A 21,146-nucleotide genomic window follows, 5' to 3' on the forward strand; every position below is an offset into this window, starting at 1 on the left:
GCGTGAATCAGCGTCAATCCTTTGTCATCTGCGGTTCAGAAATTATCTTTTTTTACCGCAGATGAGGGCAGATTAACACTGATTAACGCAGATGAATTAGATCAATTTCGCTGGCAGCAGCGGTGATTGTTGACTAATGACTATTGACTAATGACTACTGACTCTTTTTAAGCCCTTAACTGTACTGGCATTACCAAGAATGTAGCATTAACTCCGCCCAAAGGCTGAAAAATTACGGGGGCTAAGGCACCGTTTAATTGCAGTTGAATTTCGGGAGATTGAGCAGTTTTCAAAATGTCAATTAAGTATTTCACGTTGAAAGCAATATCTATGCTATCTCCCGAAATCTGTGCGGGCATTGACTCTTTGCCACAGCCGACATCTTTAGCATCTACAGACAAAGTAATTTCCTGATTCTCCTCGTCGATGCTGCATTTGAGAATATTGTTTTTTTGGTCTGCAAAAACGGCTATTCTTTCTACTGCTGCTAAGAACGATCGCCTTTCTAAGGTAATTTGCCGCTCAAAAGACGGCGGAATCAACTGCCGGTATGCGGGGTATTGCCCTTCCAATGTGCGAGTTGTCAGCCGCTGGTCTGCCCATTCAAAAACTACTTGACCTTGTTCAAAATGCAGGGTGACAGGTTCAGTCCACTGCCGCATCACCAGCATTCTTTCTACTTCCCGCAATGCTTTAGCGGGGACTGTCACCTCAAATTCTTCTTGAGTTTCTTCGCCTTCAGCTTTTTCATTGGCAGTTTGAACTACTGCCAATCTGTGGCCGTCTGTAGCTGCAAATTCGAGGCAATCTTGCAATACCTTTAAATGCACGCCTGCAAGTACCTGTTTTGCTTCGTCGGGGCTAGTAGCAAATAAAGTGCCTTTGAGTCCTTCTATCAAGGCTTCCGGTGGCAATTTGAGGATTGTTCCGGCTTCGATTGCGGGCAATTCTGGGAATTCTTCCGGGCCCATGCCTCTAACTTGGTAGCTGCCAGAACTGCAAGTGAGATATGCTACGGTGTCCCCCGCTTCGTCTTCTAAAGTAATCTCTCCATCTGGGAGTCTCGAAACAATATCGTTGAGTAATTTAGCGGGTATGGTAAAACTGCCGCCGCCCGTCACTTCTGCTGCGAAGCTGGTACGAATGCCTAAACTGAGATCGAAAGCTGTCAAGCTAACCCGCTGATTTTCCTCATCCGCTACTAAGAGCACGTTGGCGAGTACCGGATGTGTCGGGCGGGAGGGAACGGCCCGACTTACCAACGAGAGGTTGGCGTTGAGGTCACTTTGGGTGCAAACCAATTTCATGGTAGGAAGGTTAATTAACCGGATTTGAAACAGAAACAAATGGTATCACAGAAAGCCGGCGGGTCAGTTTTTCTGTGTGTAGGGGTTAAGCATGGGACTAGAAGCCGGGTTTCTAGGCAAAATTTCGCCTGTAAAAACGAGAAATCTTGGTAGAAACCGGGTTTCTGAAGTCAGGGCGCGTCGCGAACTATGTGTGTAGGGTGTGTAGGGATCACCAGTTTTTTTTAGTTTATAGAATTAAATTTGTATCGATCGCCCTGTGGAAACTGTGGAAAAAAAAGCTAACTGCTTGCTGGGCGTCACTTATAGGTAAGAAATACCTGTGGAAAACTTGTGGAAAAGCTGGTGCGGTTGATCGCCCATTTTTGTGCAAAAGCTGTTTCGGGCGATCGAGTAAAGTTTTCCACAAACGGAGGGCCCATTTTCCACAGGTTTTTCCACAGGCAAGATTGTCTATTATGGGGCATTGGGAATTGTTGACTGTTGACTGTTGACTGTTAACTGTTGACGGCGTTGAGTGATGACAACTGACAACTGAGAACTGACAACTGACAACTGAGAACCGACAACTGACAACTGACAACTGACAACTGACAACTGTCAACTGACAACTGACTTCAAATTAACTTTTGCGGCTGACAACATTAATTCGATCGCTCAACTGACGCAAAGTTTGAGCCAAATTCGGGTCAGTGTTCCGCAACTGAGCAATTTTGTCACAACTGTAAAGCACAGTCGTGTGATCTTTTCCGCCGAACACTTCGCCAACTTTCGGCAAACTCAAACCAGTATGCTGCCGAATTAAATACATCCCTATTTGACGGGCAAGACTAATTTCTCGCCTCCGGGAAATGCCTTTTAAATCTTCAACAGAAACATCAAACTCCTCAGCCACAACTGCAATTACTGCATCTGGCGTTGCCTCTACGCTTTCAGTTTGCGGATTCAAAACCGGGGCGATATTTTCCACAGTCATCGGCAAACCGGTAATTGAAAGATATGCTACCGCCCGAATCAAAGCACCTTCTAATTCCCGAACGTTGGAAGTGTAACTAGAAGCAATGTATTCAATCACATCTCGCGGCAGCCGCATATTTTCATACTCAGCTTTTTTCTGCAAAATAGCCATCCGAGTTTCCAAGTCTGGCAATTGAATGTCGGCAATTAATCCCATCGAAAATCTGGAACACAAACGCTCTTGCAGGCGGGGGATTTGTTGCGGCGGGCGATCGGAAGCTAAAACTACTTGATTCCCGGCTTCGTGCAAAGTATTAAAAGTGTGAAAAAATTCTTCTTGAGTGTATTCTTTGCCTTCAATAAATTGGATGTCATCTATCAATAAAACATCTGCGGCCCGATAATGATCGCGGAAAGTTTGCATACTGTCTTTGCGAATGGCGGCGATTAAATCGTTAGTAAATTTCTCAGTAGAAACGTAAAAGATCTTGGCGTTGGGGTCAATTTCCAAGCGATAATGACCGATCGCCTGCATCAAATGAGTTTTGCCCAAACCGACGCCACCGCACAAAAATAGGGGATTGAATTCTCGGCCCGGAGACTCGGCTACCGCGAGGGAGGCGGCGTGAGCCATGCGGTTGTTAGAACCGACGACAAAGCGGGAAAATAGGTATTTTGGGTTTAAATTGGCGGGTTTGGGTGGGTGAAGCGAGTGGCTTTCCGGGACATCGGCGATGGGGGAGGGCCAAATAATGGCGGAGTCGCTGCTGCCGCCTGTTTCGTTTCCCCCGGCAATTGTCAAGTAAATGTCTACGGGATAGCCGAGAATTTCTTCGACTGCATCGGCAAGAATTTCTCTGTAATATTTTTGCAACCAATTGCGAGCAAAGGGGTTGGGGGCGCTGACAATCAAACAGTTATTTTCGAGTTGTTCGGCCCTGGCAGTTTTGATCCACGTCTCAAAGCTAGGTCTGCTAAGTTGTACCTGGAGACGTTCAAGTATCTGATTCCACAGACTTTCGAGGGGAATGTCCACTGCTCACCTTTGCCGATCGGCATTCAAGATATTAATTCTACTCTAGAGAGTTTAGGTATGAAACCGCCGGAATTCCACGCGCGATACCTGTAATCAGATTGGTGTTGGGCTCGCTCCGGCGGGTCAACCTAGGTACGGAGTTGACTAATTAATTCTCGTAATCACTAATTAATTTATCAACAAACTCTCTCAAACGTTCTTGCCACTCAGGAACAGCCTTAAGTTTTTCTTTTTGCCCTTCATAGCCTTTGAATCCGATTGTTTCCTTGTCTAAAGGACGGTTCAACCGTTTCCTTGCCCCTAGTTTGTGATTTTTTTGAAAAGGCATTGACAGGCCCCAGTATACTGGTTAACTTATATATAGCACTTAGTGTACAGTCAGATAGATGAGAACGGCCTATCAGTATAAACTACGCCCTACAAAGTTACAAGCCATTGAGATCGACAGATGGTTATCTATGCTATGCGCTCAGTATAACTATTTGTTGGCAGATCGATTTAACTGGTATGAGCAAAACCGTTCTCCTGTTAATGCTTGTCCTCTGATTTGTTACCTGCCTGAACTGAGAGATGCTCCCGATTACTATTCACAGAAGAAAAAGTTACCTCAGCTCAAAAAATCTCATCCCTGGTATGCCAAGATTTATTCTCAAGTTCTCCAAGATGTAGTGAAAAGAGTCAAGGTAACTTTTGACCGTTTTCTGAAAGGTGATAGCAATGGAAAATGTAGCGGTAGACCTAGATTTAAATCACGCAGTCGTTACCGCACGTTTACCTATCCTCAGATCAAAGGCGAGTGCTTGCAAGATAACCTTATTAACTTACCGATGTTCGGGAAGGTTAAGGTTATTTTGCATCGCTCCATACCTGATGGCTTTAAGCTCAAAACTGTTTCGATAACCAAAAAAGCTGATGGATACTACGTAACTCTCAGCTTGGAAGATCTAACCGTTCCTACAATCAAACCAGATTTTGATCCAAACAAAATTACTGGCATTGATGTGGGTTTGAAGGAATTCTTAACGACATCAGAGGGTGAAACGGTTACTATTCCTCAACCTTATCGCAAAGCGCAAAAACGCCTACGGGTTATTCAAAAGCGAGTTGCACGACGTAAAAAGGGAAGTAGCCGTAGACAGAAAGCAGTTAAACAACTGGGGTGTCAACACAAGAAAGTTGCGGATAAACGTAAAGATTTTCATTTCAAAACTGCTAAGTATTTATTGAATAAATATGAGGTTATTGCAGTGGAAGACTTGAATGTTAAAGGACTTGCTCGTACAAGAGTAGCTAAATCCGTGCTGGATGCTGGGTGGTCAAGCTTCCTGTCGATACTAACAAATAAAGCCGTAAATGCTGGTTTGTTGGTAGTCCCAGTAAGTGCCCATAACACTTCACAAGATTGCTCTAATTGCGGCGAAAAAGTACCTAAGAAGGTGCATAAAAGATGGCACGATTGCCCTCATTGCGGGTGTAGTCTAGATCGTGATCAAAATGCAGCTATCAATATAAAAAACAGAGCGGTAGGGCATTCCGTTCTTAAAGCTCAGTTAACGTCCGAAGCAATAGCTGGAGTCGCTGAGAATCCCACATCAATGGTGACAGCTTGTGATTGATGTGGGAGTATGTCACTCCTCAGATGCTAAAGTTTAAGGGAGTCTGCCGTAGCACGGGCGAGGGCCCGACGCCATCGCCCAAAAATTTGGCGGCTCTGCAGTCCAAACCAGCTATCGGGGAGCTGCTCAGCAAATATTTAGATTTGGCAGGAAAGCCTTAAAACATGGCAATGAAGAGTTCTACTGGCAAATTTTGGAAGCAACCGGCAATTTACATATTGCTGCTGGTAACGGGAGCCGGGGCCGCCATGTTGGGCGATCGTCTGACGGTTTCTCAATTTCGTGCAAATTCTGGCGATTCTGGACAAAAGGCGCTAGAACCGAAATTGCAACTGCCTCCTAATACAAAGGATCAAGCTAGGAAAGTCTTGCCGCCGGTTCCCTTGTCGGGGGACGCGGCTAATGTGAATTTTATTGTGGCTGCGGTGGCAAAAGTTGGCCCGGCAGTGGTTCGGATCGATGCTTCGCGCCGGGTGAGACCGGGAAATAGAGGGCTGTCGCCGGAAGATTTTTTTGGCATAGAACCGAATTCGGGCGGCCGGGGCGGGATCGAACGGGGCACTGGTTCGGGTTTTGTCATCGGTGCCGACGGGGTGATTCTCACTAACGCTCACGTTGTAGAGGGAGCCGATACGGTAAATGTAACTCTCAAGGACGGCCGCAGCTTTCAAGGGCGGGTGTTGGGGGCGGATAAGGTGACGGATGTGGCTGTGGTGAAGATTGAGGCGAATAATGTGCCTGTGGTGGCGATCGGCAATTCGGATAAGCTGTTGTCTGGGGAATGGGCGATCGCCATCGGCAATCCTTTGGGTTTGGACAATTCCGTAACTGCGGGAATTATAAGCGCTACAGGGCGATCGAGCTCTGATGTGGGCGTACCCGACAAGCGGATCGGTTTTATTCAAACAGACGCTGCAATTAATCCGGGGAATTCCGGCGGCCCCCTGCTGAATGCTTCGGGCGAAGTTATTGGCATGAATACGGCGATTATTCAAGGTGCTCAAGGATTGGGCTTTGCGATTCCCATTCAGGCGGCGCAACAGGTGGCGAAGGAACTGATTACGACGGGGAAAGTCGAACACGCTTATTTGGGTATTGAAATGGCGACGCTGACTCCAGAGGTTAAGCAGCAAATTAACAGCAATGCTAACAGCAGCCTGCGAGTTGCAGTCGATCGGGGTGTGGCTATTGTTAGCGTTGTTCCTAATTCTCCCGCTGCGGCAGCAGGTTTGGGGGCTGGAGATGTGATTCAAAAAATTAATAATCAGCAGATTATTCAGTCGGAAGCTGTTCAGGAATTCGTGCAAAATGCTAAGGTTGGCGGTCTGTTGCAAATGGAAATTAACCGCAACGGGCAAATAGTTAATTTGACTGTTAAACCGGGGAGTTTGCCGGTTCAAAAAGTTCGATAAGAAGGAAGAAGGAAGAAGGAAGAAGGAAATGGTAATTTGTCAGTAGTTAACGACTAACCAATAACGACTAACCAATAACTATGGCAGAACTCTTACAAATCTCACAATTAGGTAATCCCGTGCTGCGCCGCCCGTCGCAAGTTGTCGAGAATATTAAGGACGATCGCATTCAACAGTTGATTGACAGCTTAATATTTACAGTACAGCAGGCAAACGGAGTGGGGATTGCCGCCCCTCAAGCGGCTCAGTCCGATCGCCTGTTCATCGTCGCATCCCGTCCCAACCTGCGCTATCCCCAAGCACCCCACATGGAACCCACAGCGATGATTAATCCCCGGATTGTGGCTGCATCAACAGAGACAGTCAAAGACTGGGAAGGCTGTTTGAGCATTCCGGGGATTCGGGGATTAGTGCCGAGAAGTAGGGCGATCGAGATAGAATACACCTGTAGAGACGGCAAACTCCACCGACAAGAATTAACAGACTTTGTGGCCCGAATTTTTCAACACGAACACGACCATTTAGATGGAATCGTGTTTTTAGACAGAGTAGAAAATACCCACGAACTAATCACAGAGGACGAGTACCAAAAGCAAATTGTCAACTTACTATAACACTTGATATAATTGCTAGTAGTAACACCAGTGATGTTGTGAATAGGAGGGCGAATGTCTATCAATTTGGAAAAAGGCGGGAGAATCAATCTCTCGAAAGAAGCACCGGGGCTAAAAAATGCCGGGATTGGTTTGGGATGGGATACCAATGCTACAGACACCGGGGGAGACTTTGACTTAGATGCTTCCGTGTTTATGTTGGGGGCTACTGGCAAAATTCCCGGCGAAAAATACTTTGTTTTCTACAACAACAAGGAGTCGCCGGACACTTCTGTAATACATCTGGGAGATAGCAGAACCGGAGAAGGATTTGGCGATGATGAAACCGTTACAGTCGATTTAACCAAAATCGATCCGGTGGTGGAAGAAATTGTGTTTGTGGTAACTATCCACGAAGCAGAATCGAGAAGGCAAAACTTCGGTCAAGTGCGGAATGCTTTTATCAGGATTTACGACACTACTACTAACACAGAGGTAACGAAGTACGATTTGGACGAGGATTTTTCTAGGGAGACAGCGGTAGAGTTTGGCAGACTTTACAAGAAAGACGGTGAGTGGAGGTTCCAAGCTGTAGGACAAGGCTATAATTCCGGCTTGCAAAGCTTTGTAGATAAGTATGCCGCATAAAAAGGCGATCGCTCCTAGCTAAATAAATCGAGGGGAAATTCGGAAGCAGGAATGTTTCCCTCGATTTTAAGCAATCAGACTCATGAGGTGATAAACCAGATGGGAATTCAATTAAAGAAGGGCGAAAGATTTAATCTTTCTAAAACATCTCCAAGTTTAACAAAAGTTGCGATCGCCCTGGGGTGGGAAATAGCAACTGAACTAAACTTATCGAACTCAAACCTGCAAAGCTGCGATATCGATGCCTCTGTTTTTGCATTAGGTGCGAACGGCAAAATTCCCGATGAAAGATACTTTGTATTTTACAATAACTCGCAGTCGCCGGACGGAGCGATCGCCCATTCGGGAGATAATCAAACTGGTCAAACTCAAGGGGATGACGAGACAATTGATGTAGACTTGGAAAAAGTAACGGCTGCTGTTGAGGAAATGGTTTTTGTGGTCACGATTCACGACGCACACGCTAAACATCAAAATTTCAGCCAAATCAGAAATGCTTTTATCAGATTGTACGATCGCGAAACCGGCAGCGAACTAGCGCGGTATGATTTAACAGAAGCTTTTTCTGAAGAAACAGCAGTCGAGTTTGGACGGTTGTATAAAAAGGATGCAGCTTGGAGATTTCAGGCCGTAGGACAAGGATATAAAGCAGGGTTGCAGAGTTTTGTTGACAAGTATCATTCAGAGATTAAACAGCCAGAAAAGCCAGCAAAACGTACAGTAGAATTGCCTAAATTACCAGTTATTGAAGATAGTCACAAAAGTCAGAAAGCTATAGCATTAGACAAAAAGCTTGAGGAAAAAGCGCCGCATATTTTCAATCTCGCTAAGAAAGCCGATATCTCGCTCAAGAAAGTAAATCTAACAAATCACAATGCTCAAGTAGCCCTTTGTCTCGATATTTCGGCTTCCATGTCTTCGCTGTACAGTTCAGGAAAAATTCAGCGTTTGGCAGAGAAGATTTTGGCCTTGGGGTGTCGGTTGGATGACAACGGATCAATCGACATATTTCTGTTTGGAGTCAACCCCCACAATCCCGGTGAAATGTCGATCGACAATTTCTCAAACTTCATCCACAATATACTGCAACCGTATCCTTTAGAAGGAGGTACTTACTACGGTAAAGTGATGAAGGAAATTAGAAAGTTCTATTTTCCTGACGGTCGCGGTAGCAGGCGCAACGCAGCTATTAAAGCCGATCGACCTGTATACGTGATGTTTGTGACTGATGGAGAAACTGCCGACGAATCGCAAAGCAAGCAGCAGCTAAAATGGTCGTCCTATGAGCCGATATTTTGGCAGTTTGTGGCAATCGGTAAGTCGTTGAAGGATGTCAAAAGTAAGGGAGTTCGCGGCTGGTTAGCAAGAGCGGTAGCGAGCGATTTTACATTTTTAGAACAGCTTGACGAAATGGGCGATTGCTACCTAGACAACGCCGATTTCTTCAGTTTAGAAGACCCGGAACATATTGCCGATGAGGAATTATATGATTTGTTGACAGCCGAATATCCGCATTGGGTAAAATCAGCACGAATCAAAAATCTCTTACCCTAGAAACAGCTTTTTAATGCCAACAAAATGCTAGCTTAGGGCAATCATTCAACTTCACCATAAACCTTACAAAATCACAAAACTATGGCTATCAACTTGACAAAAGGACAATCAATCGTTCTCAGCAAAAGCGAATACGACTTGTCCAAACTGACAGTGGGTTTGGGCTGGGATGTTGCACAAGCTAAAAAAGGTCTTTTCGGGCGAAGCAGTGGTGCAAATTTTGACTTAGATTCCTACGCTATGCTGCTGGGAGAAAATGGCAAAATAAAGAACTACAAAGAGGATGTAATTTATTACTCTCATTTGGAGTCAAAGGACAAAACAGTTGTTCACTCAGGCGACAATCTCACGGGGGAGGGAGAGGGAGACGACGAACAAATAGTGGTGAAGCTGAGTTCTTTGCCTGCAGAATATCACAAAATTATTTTGGGCGTAAATATTTACGATGGAAAAGAGAGAAAACAGCATTTTGGCTTGGTAGAAAATGCTTTTGTGAGGGCTGTAGATGCCGCCGGCAAAGAAATAGCTCGCTATCAATTGTCAAATGACCCTTCTTATGAAGGAAAATTAAATATGTTGATGGGAGAAGTTTATCGAGAAGGCGGCGAGTGGAAGTTTAAGGCTTTGGGAAATCCTTTGGCTGAGGATATGAACGGTGTTGTCGGTTCATTTATGCGGTGATCTTAAAAATGTTGTTTTAACCGCAGATAAACGCAGATAAACGCAGATGAAATTCCATCTGCGTTTATCTGTGTTAATCCGCTAATATCTGCGGTTAAAAAATCCCCATGTACTTATTAGACATCTGCAAAAAACCTACTCCAATCAATCTTTAACAGGTCGCATTGTCGGGAACATGACGGCATCTCGGATGCTTTGAGTATTAGTTAAAAGCATCACCAATCTGTCTACACCGATACCCATTCCGGCACAGTTAGGCATTCCCAAAGATAGCGCTTGAATAAAGTCTTCATCCATTGGATGCGCTTCGTCATCGCCGGCATTTTTCTGCGCCAACTGTTCCTCAAACCGCTTTCTTTGCTCTTTCGGATCGTTCAATTCTGAGAATCCATTCGAGTATTCTGTACCGTTGATAAATAGCTCGAAACGTTCTACAAATCCGGGCTTGCTGCGATGTCCTTTTGCTAAGGGACTGACTTCAACAGGGTAGTCGATGATGAATGTAGGTTGAATTAGTTTGGGAACAACTAATTTGTCAAAAACTGCATAGAGAACGTAGCCTAAACTCTGTTGTTCTAACTTAGACAGGTGCAAGTCTAGCTTCGTTGCAGAGGCGATCGCACTTTCTAAGTCCAAACTGTCAAAATCCAGCCCAAACTCGTCTCTGACAGCTTCTACCATCGTTTTTACTCGCCAGTGTTTGCCGCTGAAACCGGGATATTTTTCACTGTAGTCGAACTTGCGTTCTAAACTAATCGTTTCCCCCTGATTTTCGATTTCTTTGACATCCCCAAATACCGCCGCCGCTGCGAAACACATCACGTCTTCGACAACTCCTAAAATGTCGAAAACATCAGCATAAGCTTGGTAAACTTCTAAAGAGGTAAACTCAGGATTGTGGGTGCTGTCAATGCCCTCATTTCTAAATGCTTTCCCTAGTTCAAATACTCGCTCGAAACCCCCACAAATCGCTCTTTTCAAGAATAATTCTGGAGCCACTCGCAAATACAAATCTACCTCTAAAGCATTGTGGTGAGTGATGAATGGCTTAGCAGCAGCACCGCCGTAAATAGCTTGCAGTGTTGGCGTTTCTATTTCGTAAAAATTGGCTTGCCAGAGATAGGAACGGATGCTTTGAACGATGCGGCTTCGCAACATAAAACGGTTGAGCGCATCTTGGTTGCTTGCCAAATCCATTTCGCGGTGACGGCGGCAAACTTCGGGGTCGTTAATTCCGTAATAAGAATCGGGAAATTGAATGGTAGCTTTTGATAAAAGCTTGAATTCCCTGACTAAAATAGAAAGTTCTCCCCTGGGGGTGCGGCAGCCGATACCTTCGACGCCGACAAAATCGCCGACATCGAGCAATTTTTTAATTTGTTCAAAGCTCAAACCGACTTCGCCGGTGACGATTGCTTTCTCGATTTTGAGTTGAATTTTGTCTGTGGCGTCTTTTAAATCGATGAAACCAATTTTGCCGCTGTCTCGCTTGGAAGTGATGCGGCCGGCTAATCGCAGGGAAATTTCTTCGGGGTCACTTTGTCCGTTTTCGAGTTCTTTTCCCGGCTGACTAAATATTTCGCGAACTTGCTTGGCTGTGTGCGATCGCGCGTAAGATTCACTGGGATACGGTTCTATGCCTTGCGATCGCAGTTCGTCTACTTTTTGACTGCGGACTTCGGCTTCACTGAGAGTCATTAGTTATTGCCTGATTAAAATTACAAATATCTGACATCTTGCACTATTCTGGCGCTCGTGCGATCGGGCGTTGCTCAAAGCAACACCCTACAAGAAAATTCACTCTTTGTGGAACAGGCATCTTGGCTGTTCGCGATCGAGCTGCAAAATGTCAGAAACACCAAACTCTATCATAACTGGTCAACATAGACCAATTTGTCAGATAATCCAGACACACTGGCGATCGACAGATGCGGAAGGTCAGTAAGGTTTTAATCCTGACGGAAGTCTTCTATCCTCTCCATCCCTCCTACTCCCTCTCCCCAACAGTCAACAGTCAACAGTCAACAGACAACTATTGTTATCGACTGCACAAAGCGACCGAAACATTAAAAAATTAAGTTGTCTGTCGATCGCAACAGGTGAGATGATATGTAGTGCAGCCTCACGGCAGTTCCATAGAAACTGAACAGCAGAAACGCGAGCGATCGAACTCGGCTCATCGCACCTCTGTCAGAATCGACCACACACACTCTCTCTTAACATATAAAAACCAGAATTATGGCTGTTGCAACCCAATCACTCGAAGAACTCTGCATCAACTCTATCCGCTTTTTGGCCATCGATGCGGTAGAAAAAGCAAAATCAGGACACCCGGGACTGCCGATGGGCGCTGCCCCTATGGCCTTCGTGCTGTGGGATCGGTTCATGCGGTTCAACCCCAAAAACCCCAAGTGGTTTAATCGCGATCGCTTCGTCCTCTCCGCCGGCCACGGCTGTATGCTACAGTACGCCCTCATGTACTTGACCGGCTACGATAGCGTCACCCTCGACGACATCAAGCAATTTCGTCAGTGGGAATCCAAAACCCCCGGACACCCCGAAAACTTCGTCACCGAAGGCGTAGAAGTTACCACCGGCCCCCTCGGACAAGGAATTGCTAATGCCGTCGGTTTGGCAATGGCAGAAGCTCACCTCGCTGCTAAGTTTAACAAGCCCGACCATAAAATTGTTGACCACTACACCTATGTCATCATGGGTGACGGCTGCCACATGGAAGGCATTTCTGGCGAAGCTTGTTCTTTGGCCGGACACCTCGGACTCGGCAAATTAATTGCCTTGTACGATGACAATCACATTTCTATTGAAGGCGACACCAGCTTGGCCTTTACTGAAGATGTGGGCAAGCGTTTTGAAGCTTACAACTGGCACGTTATTACAGTAGACAATACCGCTCTAGACGATGATACTAACCTAGAAGCAGTTCACAAAGCTATTGAAGAAGCCAAAAAAGTCACGGACAAACCGTCCATGATTAAAGTCCGCACCGTCATTGGTTACGGTTCTCCTAACAAGCGCAATTCTTACAGTTCTCACGGTGCTGCTTTGGGTACCGATGAAGTGAAAGCAACTCGTGATTTCTTGAAGTGGGAACACGCACCGTTTGAGATTCCTGATGATGCTTTGTCACACTTCCGCAAAGCAGTCGATCGCGGTGCTCAATCTGAGCAAGAATGGCAGAAAGCTTTTGATGCTTATAAAGCAGCATATCCTGCAGAAGCTGCAGAATATGAGCGCAGCGTTGCCGGCAAACTTCCTGAAGGTTGGGATAAAGTTTTGCCGACATACAAGGCAGAAGATAAAGCCGATTCGACTCGGAATCATTCTGGAAAATGTTTGAATGCTTTGGCAGGTGTACTACCTGAATTGATCGGCGGTTCCGCTGACTTGGCATCTTCTAACATGACTTTGCTCAAGGGTGAAAAAGACTTCCAAAAAGGTCAGTACGAAGGACGTAACCTGCGCTTTGGTGTGCGGGAACACGCCATGGGTGCGATCGCTAACGGTATGGTACTGCACGGCGGTTTAATTCCTTACTGCGCTACTTTCTTGGTATTTGCTGACTATATGCGGGGAGCAATTCGCCTCTCTGCACTATCGGAAGCTGGAGTTATTTACGTAATGACTCACGACTCCGTAGCCTTGGGCGAAGACGGCCCCACTCACCAACCCGTGGAAACCATCGCTTCTCTGCGAGTAATTCCCGATTTGTTGGTAATGCGCCCTGCAGATGGCAATGAAACATCCGGTGCTTACAAAGTGGCAGTTGAAAGCCGCACCCGCCCAACTTTAATGGCTTTGTCGCGCCAAAATTTGCCTAACTTGGCTGGAAGCTCGATCGAAGGAACAGCCAAAGGTGCTTACATTTTGTCCGACGACGGCGGCACTCCCGACATCATTTTAATCGGCACCGGCGGCGAAACATACCTCTGCGTTGATGCCGCTGAAAAATTGCGCGCTGCAGGCAATAAAGTGCGCGTAGTTTCGATGCCTTGCTGGGAATTGTTCGACCTACAAGATGCCGCTTACCGCGAATCTGTACTGCCGAAAGCTGTTACTAAGCGGTTGGCAGTTGAAGCAGGTTCTAGCTTCGGCTGGGGACGTTATTTGGGTTCTGAAGGCGACAGCCTCAGTATTGACAGATTCGGCGCTTCTGCACCGGGCCCCGTTGCTTTAGAAAAGTTTGGCTACACCGTTGATAATGTGGTAGCTAAGGCTCAGGCGCTGTTGGGTTAATAGCAGCAGCATAATTTTTGGTGGGGCGGGCTTCGAGCTCGCCCCATTTTTTATAGCAGAAGGAAGAAGGAAGAAGGAAGAAGGAAGAAGGAAGAAGGAAGAAGGAAAAGGAAGAAGGAAGAAGGAAGAAGGAAGAAGGAAAAGGAAGAAGGAAGAAGGAAAAGGAAGAAGGAAGAAGAAAAAGAAAGAAGGAAGAAGGAAGGAAAAGCTAAAATCTAAAATCTCAAATCGGAATATTGGGTTTCACTTCATTCTACCCAACCTAGAGCTCGCTACAGATCGCGAATCATTGAGAATTGCTATATTAAGACTTACGGAAGAAAAACCAGTTTCTACAACAATATTCGGTTTGGCAATGAGGCATCTAGCCAGAAACGGGGTTTTTCCCGCCCGGTGGGTCCAAGGCTGTATATTTCAAAAATTTGAGATAGGTTATAAGTCATTGGATTAAATTACCAATTACCAATTCCCGCTTACCAATTACCAATTACCAATTCTCGATTACCCATTCCCGATTACTCATTCGATTTATGATTTGGAACTTTTTAAATCACCTGTTATTCACGGCAAATTATATTCCTCAAGGCTACTGTTACCTTTGGCAGCGAGAGCTAGTAGCGCTCCACATAGTGTCAGACTCTATAATTGCCCTGGCCTACTATTCAATACCGCTATCCCTAATTTATTTTATCGGTCAGCGAAAAGACTTACCCTTCCGCAACATCTTTTGGCTGTTGGCAGCCTTTATTATCTGCTGCGGCACTACTCATATAATGGAAGTTTGGACGCTTTGGCATCCTGTTTATTGGGTTTCTGGCAGTCTGAAAATTATTACGGCTGCGATTTCTGCTTACACCGCTTTTGCATTAATTCCTTTCGTTCCCCAAGCATTAACTCTGCTGAGTCCAACTCAATTAGGGATGATCGATTCAATACTGCAAAAAGAAATAATTGAACGCCGAGAAACGGAAGCTCGCTATCAAACTTTAACTGAAGCTTCGCCGGTAGGAATATTTTATGCAGATGCTGGAGGAGACTGCTTGTATGTCAACGAGCGCTGGTGTCAAATTTCGGGAATAACTTGTGATGAAGCTTTGGGCAAAGGGTGGTTGCAAGGCATTCATCCAGACGACCGCGATCGGGTTTTTTCTGAATGGTATAGCGCCGCGCAGGAGAAATTGCCGTTTAAATCTGAGTACCGCTTTCAAGGCATTAATCACACTCAAACCAGTTGGGTATTCGGTCAATCTGTCGGTCAAATTGGAGAAAATGGGGAGGTTAAAAGTTATGTGTGTACTATTACTGATATTACAGAACGCAAGCAGGTAGAAGATGAAAATCGACGGCTCAATGAAACTCTGGAGCATCGAGTTGCTGAGCGCACTGCTCAAATCGAAATTTCTAACCACAAATTGCAAAAAGAAATAGCTTACCGCGAAAAAATTGCGCTCACTTTGTTGGAATTGACGCAACTGCAAAATGCAATTCTTAATAGCGCTAACTACACAATTATTTCTACAGATACCGACGGTACAATTAAAACATTTAATCGGGCGGCAGAGCAACTTTTAGGTTATTCGCTAGAAGAAGTGGTCGGAAAATTCACGTTAGCAATAATTCACGAGCCTCTGGAGGTCGCTCAAAGAGCTGAAGTTCTTTCTCAAGAATTGGGAGTGAAAATAGAGCCTGGAATTCAAGTATTATTTGCCTTGCCGTGCCGGGAAATCGCGGACGAAAATGAATGGACTTACATTCGCAAAGATGGTTCGCGGTTTCCGGTACTGCTGTCAGTAACTGCCTTATTTGATAGTAGCGGAAATATTAACGGTTTTTTGGGTATAGGTCAGGATATTAGCGATCGCAAACAAGCTGAAAAAGAGCTGCGTGACCTAACCAGTGCCATGCAAAATGCGGTGGAAGGCATTTCGCGGCTGGACATTGAGGGACGCTACGTGAACGTTAACCGAGCTTACGCTCATAAATGCGGTTACGAACCGGAACAAATGCTTGGCATGAAATGGCAGCTCACCTTACATCCGGGCGATGTTGAAATGGTGCTCTCAGCTTATCAGGAAATGCTAATTTCTGGCAAAGTAGAAGTTGAAGCTAGAGGAGTCCGAAAAAATCGCTCGTTTTTTTATAAGCAATTAACGATGGTAAAAGCTTGCGACGCACAAGGGATATTTAACGGTCACCACTGTTTTATGAAAGATATCACTGAGCGGAAACTAACTGAAACAGCTTTGCAGGAAAGCGAATTCAAGTACAGGCAAATAGTTGAATTAGCAAAAGAAGGTATTTGGGTAATTGACAGAAATGGCCTCACGACTTACGTGAACCACGCAATGGCGCGAATGCTCGGCTATAGTGAATTAGAAATGTTCGGGCGGTCGCTTTTTGATTTCATGGACGAACGGGAAAAACCACAAGCTATTGAAAATGTCGAGCGGCACAAGCAAGGTATTGGTGAACAACACGAATTTAAATTCAAAAGCAAGGATGGCAAAGATATTTGGACTGATATGTCTACCAGTTCAGTCATGGACTCCCAGGGTAATCTGCTGTCTTGTTGCGCCTTGGTTTACAACATTACAGCACGCAAAGAAGCAGAGCAGCAAATGCTGCAACTGACAGAAGATTTGAAGCGTTCCAACGAGGAATTAGAACAATTTGCTTATGTGGCTTCCCACGATTTACAAGAACCCCTCCGAGCCGTTACAAGTTACACTCAATTGCTTGCCCAGCGCTATCAAGGAAATTTGGACGATCGCGCAGATAAATATATTAATTATATTGTCGATGGCGCCACCAGAATGCAGCAGTTAATCAACGATTTGTTGGCTTATTCGCGCCTGGGAACAAGGGGTCAGGAGTTTGAGCAGGCGGACTGCAACGCTGTGGTTAAGCAAACTATGTGCAATTTGCAAATTGCGATCGCCGAAACAAAAGCTGTAATCACCTGCGACGCGATGCCAACTGTGATGGCGGATGAATTTCAACTGGTGCAATTATTCCAAAATTTGATTGCCAACAGCATCAAATTTTGTCGCCAAGAGCTCCCGTTGGTTCATATCGCTACCTGCAGGCAAGAGAGCGAATGGGTATTCAGTGTCCGCGATAACGGCATTGGAATCGATCCGCAGTATGCCGATCGTATTTTTATCATTTTTGCGCGCCTGCACTCCCGTCGCCAATATTCCGGTACTGGTATAGGTTTGGCGATGTGCAAGCGCATTGTTGAACGCCACGGCGGTCGGATCTGGGTGGTATCTCAAGAGGGAAAAGGAGCGACTTTTTACTTCACTATTCCTATAATTAGTAGCTGAAGCCTCAAAGTTCAATTTTGTTTTTATACTTTAAAGGATACGCCGATTATGAGCGATCGAAGCACTGTTAGACCTATAGAAATTCTGCTGATTGAGGATTCTCCCAGCGATGCCGATTTGGCAATAGAAGTCCTCAGTCAGGGCAAAATATTGAATAACTTGCATTTTGTGGAGGATGGAGTCGAAGCAATCAAGTTTTTGCGCCGAAAAGAACCCTATCTCAGGGTACCTCGTCCCGATTTGATTTTGCTCGATTTGCATCTGCCGAAAAAAAGCGGTATTGAAGTGCTAGAAGAAATTAAAACTGACCCAAAGTTAAAATTAATTCCTGTAGTTATCCTCAGCACTTCAGCAGCTCCCGAAGATATTTTTAAGTCATACTCGCTCCACGCCAACTGTTACATAACAAAACCGGTAGACTTCGTAGAATTTACTAAAGTAGTGAGGTTAATTGAGGAATTCTGGCTGGCTGTCGTCAAACTTCCTCTAAATTAAACGAACAGATGCTTTGCTTATGAGCGCTCTAAAAATTTTTAACCTATGGAAATTCGGCTGGTGGATGATTTGCTCAGCGAGGCTGAATGGACTTTATAAAAGCTGGCGACCAGCACCTTTTTAACAATTTGCCCAAGAGTAGAAGATATGGTTTCAGCAATAAAATTATTGAATAAAGAAGGCTTGTCAGTTCGTGTTCCCGTCCCGATTGAATTCTGCTTGGCTTGATTTGGTATAAAAAACGGTGGGTAAATATTGATCTAAATTAATTCAGCACTCAAGTTAAAAATGATTCCGGTGGTAATTATGACAACCTCAGCAGCCGATGAAGAGATGCTCAAGTTTTATGCCCTCTCAGCCCGGTGCTACATCACTAAGCCTATCGATTTTAGTCAAGTTGCTAAGCTGGTGAGATGGATTGAGGATTGGTGGCGGGTGGTGGTGACAGTTCCCAAATAATAATTTTCAAGTTGAAAATGGCATGGGAAAGCAAAAAAGTTTAACCTAAGATTGGTAGAGTAAAATTTTTACAGTCAAAAACGTCTAAGCTATGTGGATTAAGATTCTGTTAGTAGAAGACAATCCGGCTGATGCTGATTTGCTTGCAGAACTGTTAGAAGTATCTGTGGGTGTCGAGTGGGAACTGGTGTCTGTTGAGTTCCTGCATGAGGCGATCGCACAATTGTGTAAACAACCCTTTGATGTAGTTTTGCTCGACCTTTCTTTGCCGGACAGCCGCGGTTTGGAAACCCTAACTCGCCTGCGAGAAGTTGCCCCGGATACGGCAATGGTGGTAATGACAGGCTTGGACGATGAGGCGATCGCCCTCGAATCAGTTCGCTTGGGAGCTCAAGACTATATTGTTAAAGGTCAAATTACTACTCAATTATTAGTGCGGACAATCCGGTACGCGATCGAACGATCTCAAACATTTCAAATGCTGCGGGAAAGCGAGCGCCGCTTTCGGGCGATTTTTGACTCTTCGTTTCAGCTAACCAAGCTGCTGACTCCCCAAGGAATTGTGCTGGAAGTCAACGAGACAGCCCTCGATTTTTCCGGATTGCGATCGGAGGGTATTGTGGGTCGCCCGATTTGGGAAATGGCGATTTGGGCCCAGTCGCCACAGGTTTCCGAACAATTGCAATGCGCGATCGGCAAAGCAAGTCGCGGCGAGTTTTTCCGCAGCGAAATCGACTTGTTAGGCAAAAGTGACCAAATTATGACAGTTGATTTCTCACTGAAACCTGTTAAAAATGAAACAGGACAAGTTTTGCTGCTGATTGCGGAAGCCCGTGACATTAGCGATCGTAAACGAGCAGAAGCGGAAATTCTCAAAGCCCTCGCACGAGAAAAAGAACTTTCAGAACTGCGAGCTAAATTTGTCACAATGGTTTCCCACGAGTTCCGCACACCTTTGACAACCATCCAATTTTCCGCTGGATTGCTGCAAGATTACAGTTCTCAGTGGCCCCAAGATAAAAAATCTACTCATTTTGTGCGGATTCAATTAGCAATTAAACGCATGACAGAGTTATTAGAAGATATCCTCGTAATTGGCAAAATCGAAGCCAATACCTTGCAGTTTCAACCGGTTTCCTTAAACCTTGAAAAATTTTGCCGTCAACTGGTAGAAGAGCAGCAGCTCAACGACAGCAACCAACACCCGATCGCCTTTCAATATGAAGGCGGCAACTGCGAGGCTCAAATGGATGAAAAACTGCTGCAGCAAATCTTGGGAAATGTCCTCTCAAATGCCATCAAATATTCCCCCGCCGGCAGTACAGTTTCCTTGCACCTCAACTGTCAAAACAAAGAAGCTGTTTTCCAAGTTCAAGACCAGGGCATTGGCATTCCGCAAGCCGATCGAGAGCGGATCTTAGAAACTTTTTACCGAGCTACAAATGTCGGCACTATTTCGGGAACAGGTCTCGGTTTAGCTATTGTGAAGAGGGCTGTGGAACTTCACGGTGGCCAACTCGCGATCGACAGTCAAGAAGGAAAAGGCACAACTTTCACTATTACCTTACCTTTAATTTGCGATCCCAGTCAATAACAACTGAATTATCAACTATATATATCCGCCATTTAACGATTAATTAAGCCCCTAACAAACAAACTTATCAAGTGTCTGAACCCAGATTTTTTCAACAAACTACTAACTAAAAGGAGCTATCACCGTGGCTAAGATTTTGGTAATAGAAGACGAAGAAGCGATTAGAGAAAATATTTTAGAGTTGCTGGAAGCCGAGAATTTTGAAGGAATAGGAGCGATTAACGGCAAAGTAGGCATCAAATTGGCGATCGAACAAATCCCGGATTTAATTTTGTGCGACATGATGATGCCGGAAGTAGACGGTCACGGCGTCATCAAAGCTTTGCGTTCCGAACCCTTGACTGCAACAATTCCGTTTATTTTCCTCACAGCCAAAGCCGATAAAGTTGACGTTCGCACGGGCATGGAACTGGGAGCTGACGATTACATTACTAAACCGTGTACGCCGCAAGAACTGCTCAAAGCCATTGCTATTAGACTTGAAAAACAAAAAACAATTAGCCGACAATCTCAAAAGACCCTAGACGAATTACGCACTAATATTAGTATGTCGCTGCCCCACGAATTGCGGACTCCTTTGAATGCAATTCTGGGCTTTTCTGAGCTAATTTTGTCAGAATATAAGGTATTAGAGGAATCCGATATCTTAGAGATGATCGGTCAAATTCAAACTTCCGGCCATCGTTTGTATCGACTGATTCAGAACTTTTTACTGTATGCAGAACTGGAGATAGCAGCCACAAATCCCGAACTGCTAAAGGAGATGCGAAACAGCGAATTTATCTGTGTAAAATCTTTGCTTAGTCAAAAAGCGCGGCAGCAAGCAAAACACGCGAATAGAACAGACGATTTACAATTAAACTTGCAAGATGCCTCGGTAGCTATGGATTCTGTCCGACTCGCAAAAATTGTTGAAGAACTATTGGACAATGCCTTCAAATTTTCATTAGAAGGAACGCCTGTTTTATTAAGCACTTTCGTGGAAAATAAGACTTTTTTTCTGTGTGTCAAAGACCAAGGCCGTGGCATGACTGCCGATCAGATTGCCCAGCTAGAAGCTTACAGGCAGTTCGATCGCAAACTTTACCAACAAGCAGGTTTGGGATTGGGCCTGGCTATTGTTCAACGCCTTGTAGAATTGCATGGAGGAGAATTTAAAATAGAAAGTTTCCCGCAGCAAGAAACCATAGTTTGCGTTTCCCTGCCTGTCTAAA

At 45.1% G+C, this 21,146-nt stretch carries 18 protein-coding genes; 12 read left to right on the top strand and 6 right to left on the bottom strand.

The window, feature by feature from the left end; all coding sequences use genetic code 11:
* Window positions 1-167 precede the first annotated feature (167 nt).
* The 4 genes from dnaN to QUB37_RS14560 form a co-directional block, all read right to left on the bottom strand.
* Complete coding sequence (gene dnaN / locus QUB37_RS14545; RefSeq protein ID WP_333163073.1) at window positions 168-1,307, bottom strand: DNA polymerase III subunit beta; 1,140 nt, start codon at window positions 1,305-1,307, stop codon at window positions 168-170.
* Between the two features lie 299 nt (window positions 1,308-1,606).
* Complete coding sequence (locus QUB37_RS14550) at window positions 1,607-1,774, bottom strand: hypothetical protein (protein ID WP_333163075.1); 168 nt, start codon at window positions 1,772-1,774, stop codon at window positions 1,607-1,609.
* A gap of 155 nt (window positions 1,775-1,929) precedes the next feature.
* A complete protein-coding gene (gene dnaA / locus QUB37_RS14555) occupies window positions 1,930-3,300 on the bottom strand; it encodes a chromosomal replication initiator protein DnaA (protein WP_333163077.1) in 1,371 nt (456 codons plus the stop codon).
* Between the two features lie 148 nt (window positions 3,301-3,448).
* Window positions 3,449-3,628: a hypothetical protein gene (locus tag QUB37_RS14560; protein WP_333163080.1), complete on the bottom strand. Its 180-nt coding sequence runs from the start codon at window positions 3,626-3,628 to the stop codon at window positions 3,449-3,451.
* A 58-nt stretch (window positions 3,629-3,686) separates the two neighbouring features.
* On the opposite strand from QUB37_RS14560, the gene QUB37_RS14565 reads away from it, so the two are divergent.
* From QUB37_RS14565 to QUB37_RS14590, 6 genes are all read left to right on the top strand, one after another.
* A complete protein-coding gene (locus QUB37_RS14565; RefSeq protein WP_333163082.1) occupies window positions 3,687-4,916 on the top strand; it encodes a transposase in 1,230 nt (409 codons plus the stop codon).
* Window positions 4,917-5,086: 170 nt separating this feature from the next.
* A complete protein-coding gene (locus QUB37_RS14570) occupies window positions 5,087-6,328 on the top strand; it encodes an HhoA/HhoB/HtrA family serine endopeptidase (protein WP_333163084.1) in 1,242 nt (413 codons plus the stop codon).
* 80 nt (window positions 6,329-6,408) lie between these two features.
* Window positions 6,409-6,942 (top strand): peptide deformylase, encoded by a 534-nt coding sequence (gene def / locus QUB37_RS14575; RefSeq protein ID WP_333163086.1) that lies wholly within the window; start codon window positions 6,409-6,411, stop codon window positions 6,940-6,942.
* Between the two features lie 54 nt (window positions 6,943-6,996).
* Window positions 6,997-7,569, top strand: coding sequence for a TerD family protein (locus QUB37_RS14580; protein WP_333163088.1), 573 nt, complete (start codon window positions 6,997-6,999; stop codon window positions 7,567-7,569).
* 99 nt (window positions 7,570-7,668) lie between these two features.
* Window positions 7,669-9,123, top strand: coding sequence for a TerD family protein (locus tag QUB37_RS14585; protein ID WP_333163090.1), 1,455 nt, complete (start codon window positions 7,669-7,671; stop codon window positions 9,121-9,123).
* 81 nt (window positions 9,124-9,204) lie between these two features.
* Complete coding sequence (locus tag QUB37_RS14590; protein ID WP_333163092.1) at window positions 9,205-9,804, top strand: TerD family protein; 600 nt, start codon at window positions 9,205-9,207, stop codon at window positions 9,802-9,804.
* A 144-nt stretch (window positions 9,805-9,948) separates the two neighbouring features.
* Here QUB37_RS14590 and lysS read toward each other — a convergent pair whose 3' ends face one another.
* Together lysS and QUB37_RS14600 are read right to left on the bottom strand one after the other, a co-directional pair.
* Window positions 9,949-11,502, bottom strand: coding sequence for a lysine--tRNA ligase (lysS, locus tag QUB37_RS14595; protein WP_333163094.1), 1,554 nt, complete (start codon window positions 11,500-11,502; stop codon window positions 9,949-9,951).
* Window positions 11,503-11,870: 368 nt separating this feature from the next.
* Entirely contained in the window at window positions 11,871-12,008 is a 138-nt protein-coding gene (locus tag QUB37_RS14600) for a hypothetical protein (protein ID WP_190734883.1), read from the bottom strand.
* 34 nt (window positions 12,009-12,042) lie between these two features.
* Here QUB37_RS14600 and tkt point away from each other — a divergent pair, with 34 nt between their 5' ends.
* From tkt to QUB37_RS14630, 6 genes are all read left to right on the top strand, one after another.
* Entirely contained in the window at window positions 12,043-14,058 is a 2,016-nt protein-coding gene (tkt, locus tag QUB37_RS14605) for a transketolase (protein WP_333163096.1), read from the top strand.
* A 530-nt stretch (window positions 14,059-14,588) separates the two neighbouring features.
* Window positions 14,589-17,384, top strand: coding sequence for a PAS domain S-box protein (locus QUB37_RS14610; RefSeq protein ID WP_333163098.1), 2,796 nt, complete (start codon window positions 14,589-14,591; stop codon window positions 17,382-17,384).
* Window positions 17,385-17,432: 48 nt separating this feature from the next.
* On the top strand, window positions 17,433-17,879 hold the full coding sequence (locus QUB37_RS14615; protein WP_333081177.1) for a response regulator: 447 nt from the start codon (window positions 17,433-17,435) through the stop codon (window positions 17,877-17,879).
* A gap of 306 nt (window positions 17,880-18,185) precedes the next feature.
* On the top strand, window positions 18,186-18,338 hold the full coding sequence (locus tag QUB37_RS14620; protein WP_333163100.1) for a hypothetical protein: 153 nt from the start codon (window positions 18,186-18,188) through the stop codon (window positions 18,336-18,338).
* Between the two features lie 91 nt (window positions 18,339-18,429).
* Window positions 18,430-19,932 carry an ATP-binding protein gene (locus tag QUB37_RS14625; protein WP_333163103.1) on the top strand — a complete coding sequence of 501 codons (1,503 nt, stop codon included), beginning with the start codon at window positions 18,430-18,432 and terminating at the stop codon, window positions 19,930-19,932.
* 124 nt (window positions 19,933-20,056) lie between these two features.
* Window positions 20,057-21,145, top strand: coding sequence for a response regulator (locus QUB37_RS14630; RefSeq protein ID WP_333163105.1), 1,089 nt, complete (start codon window positions 20,057-20,059; stop codon window positions 21,143-21,145).
* Window position 21,146: the final 1 nt, after the last annotated feature.

The sequence above is a fragment of the Microcoleus sp. AT3-A2 genome (assembly GCF_036705685.1).
In the GTDB taxonomy this organism is placed as follows: Bacteria; Cyanobacteriota; Cyanobacteriia; order Cyanobacteriales; family Microcoleaceae; genus Microcoleus.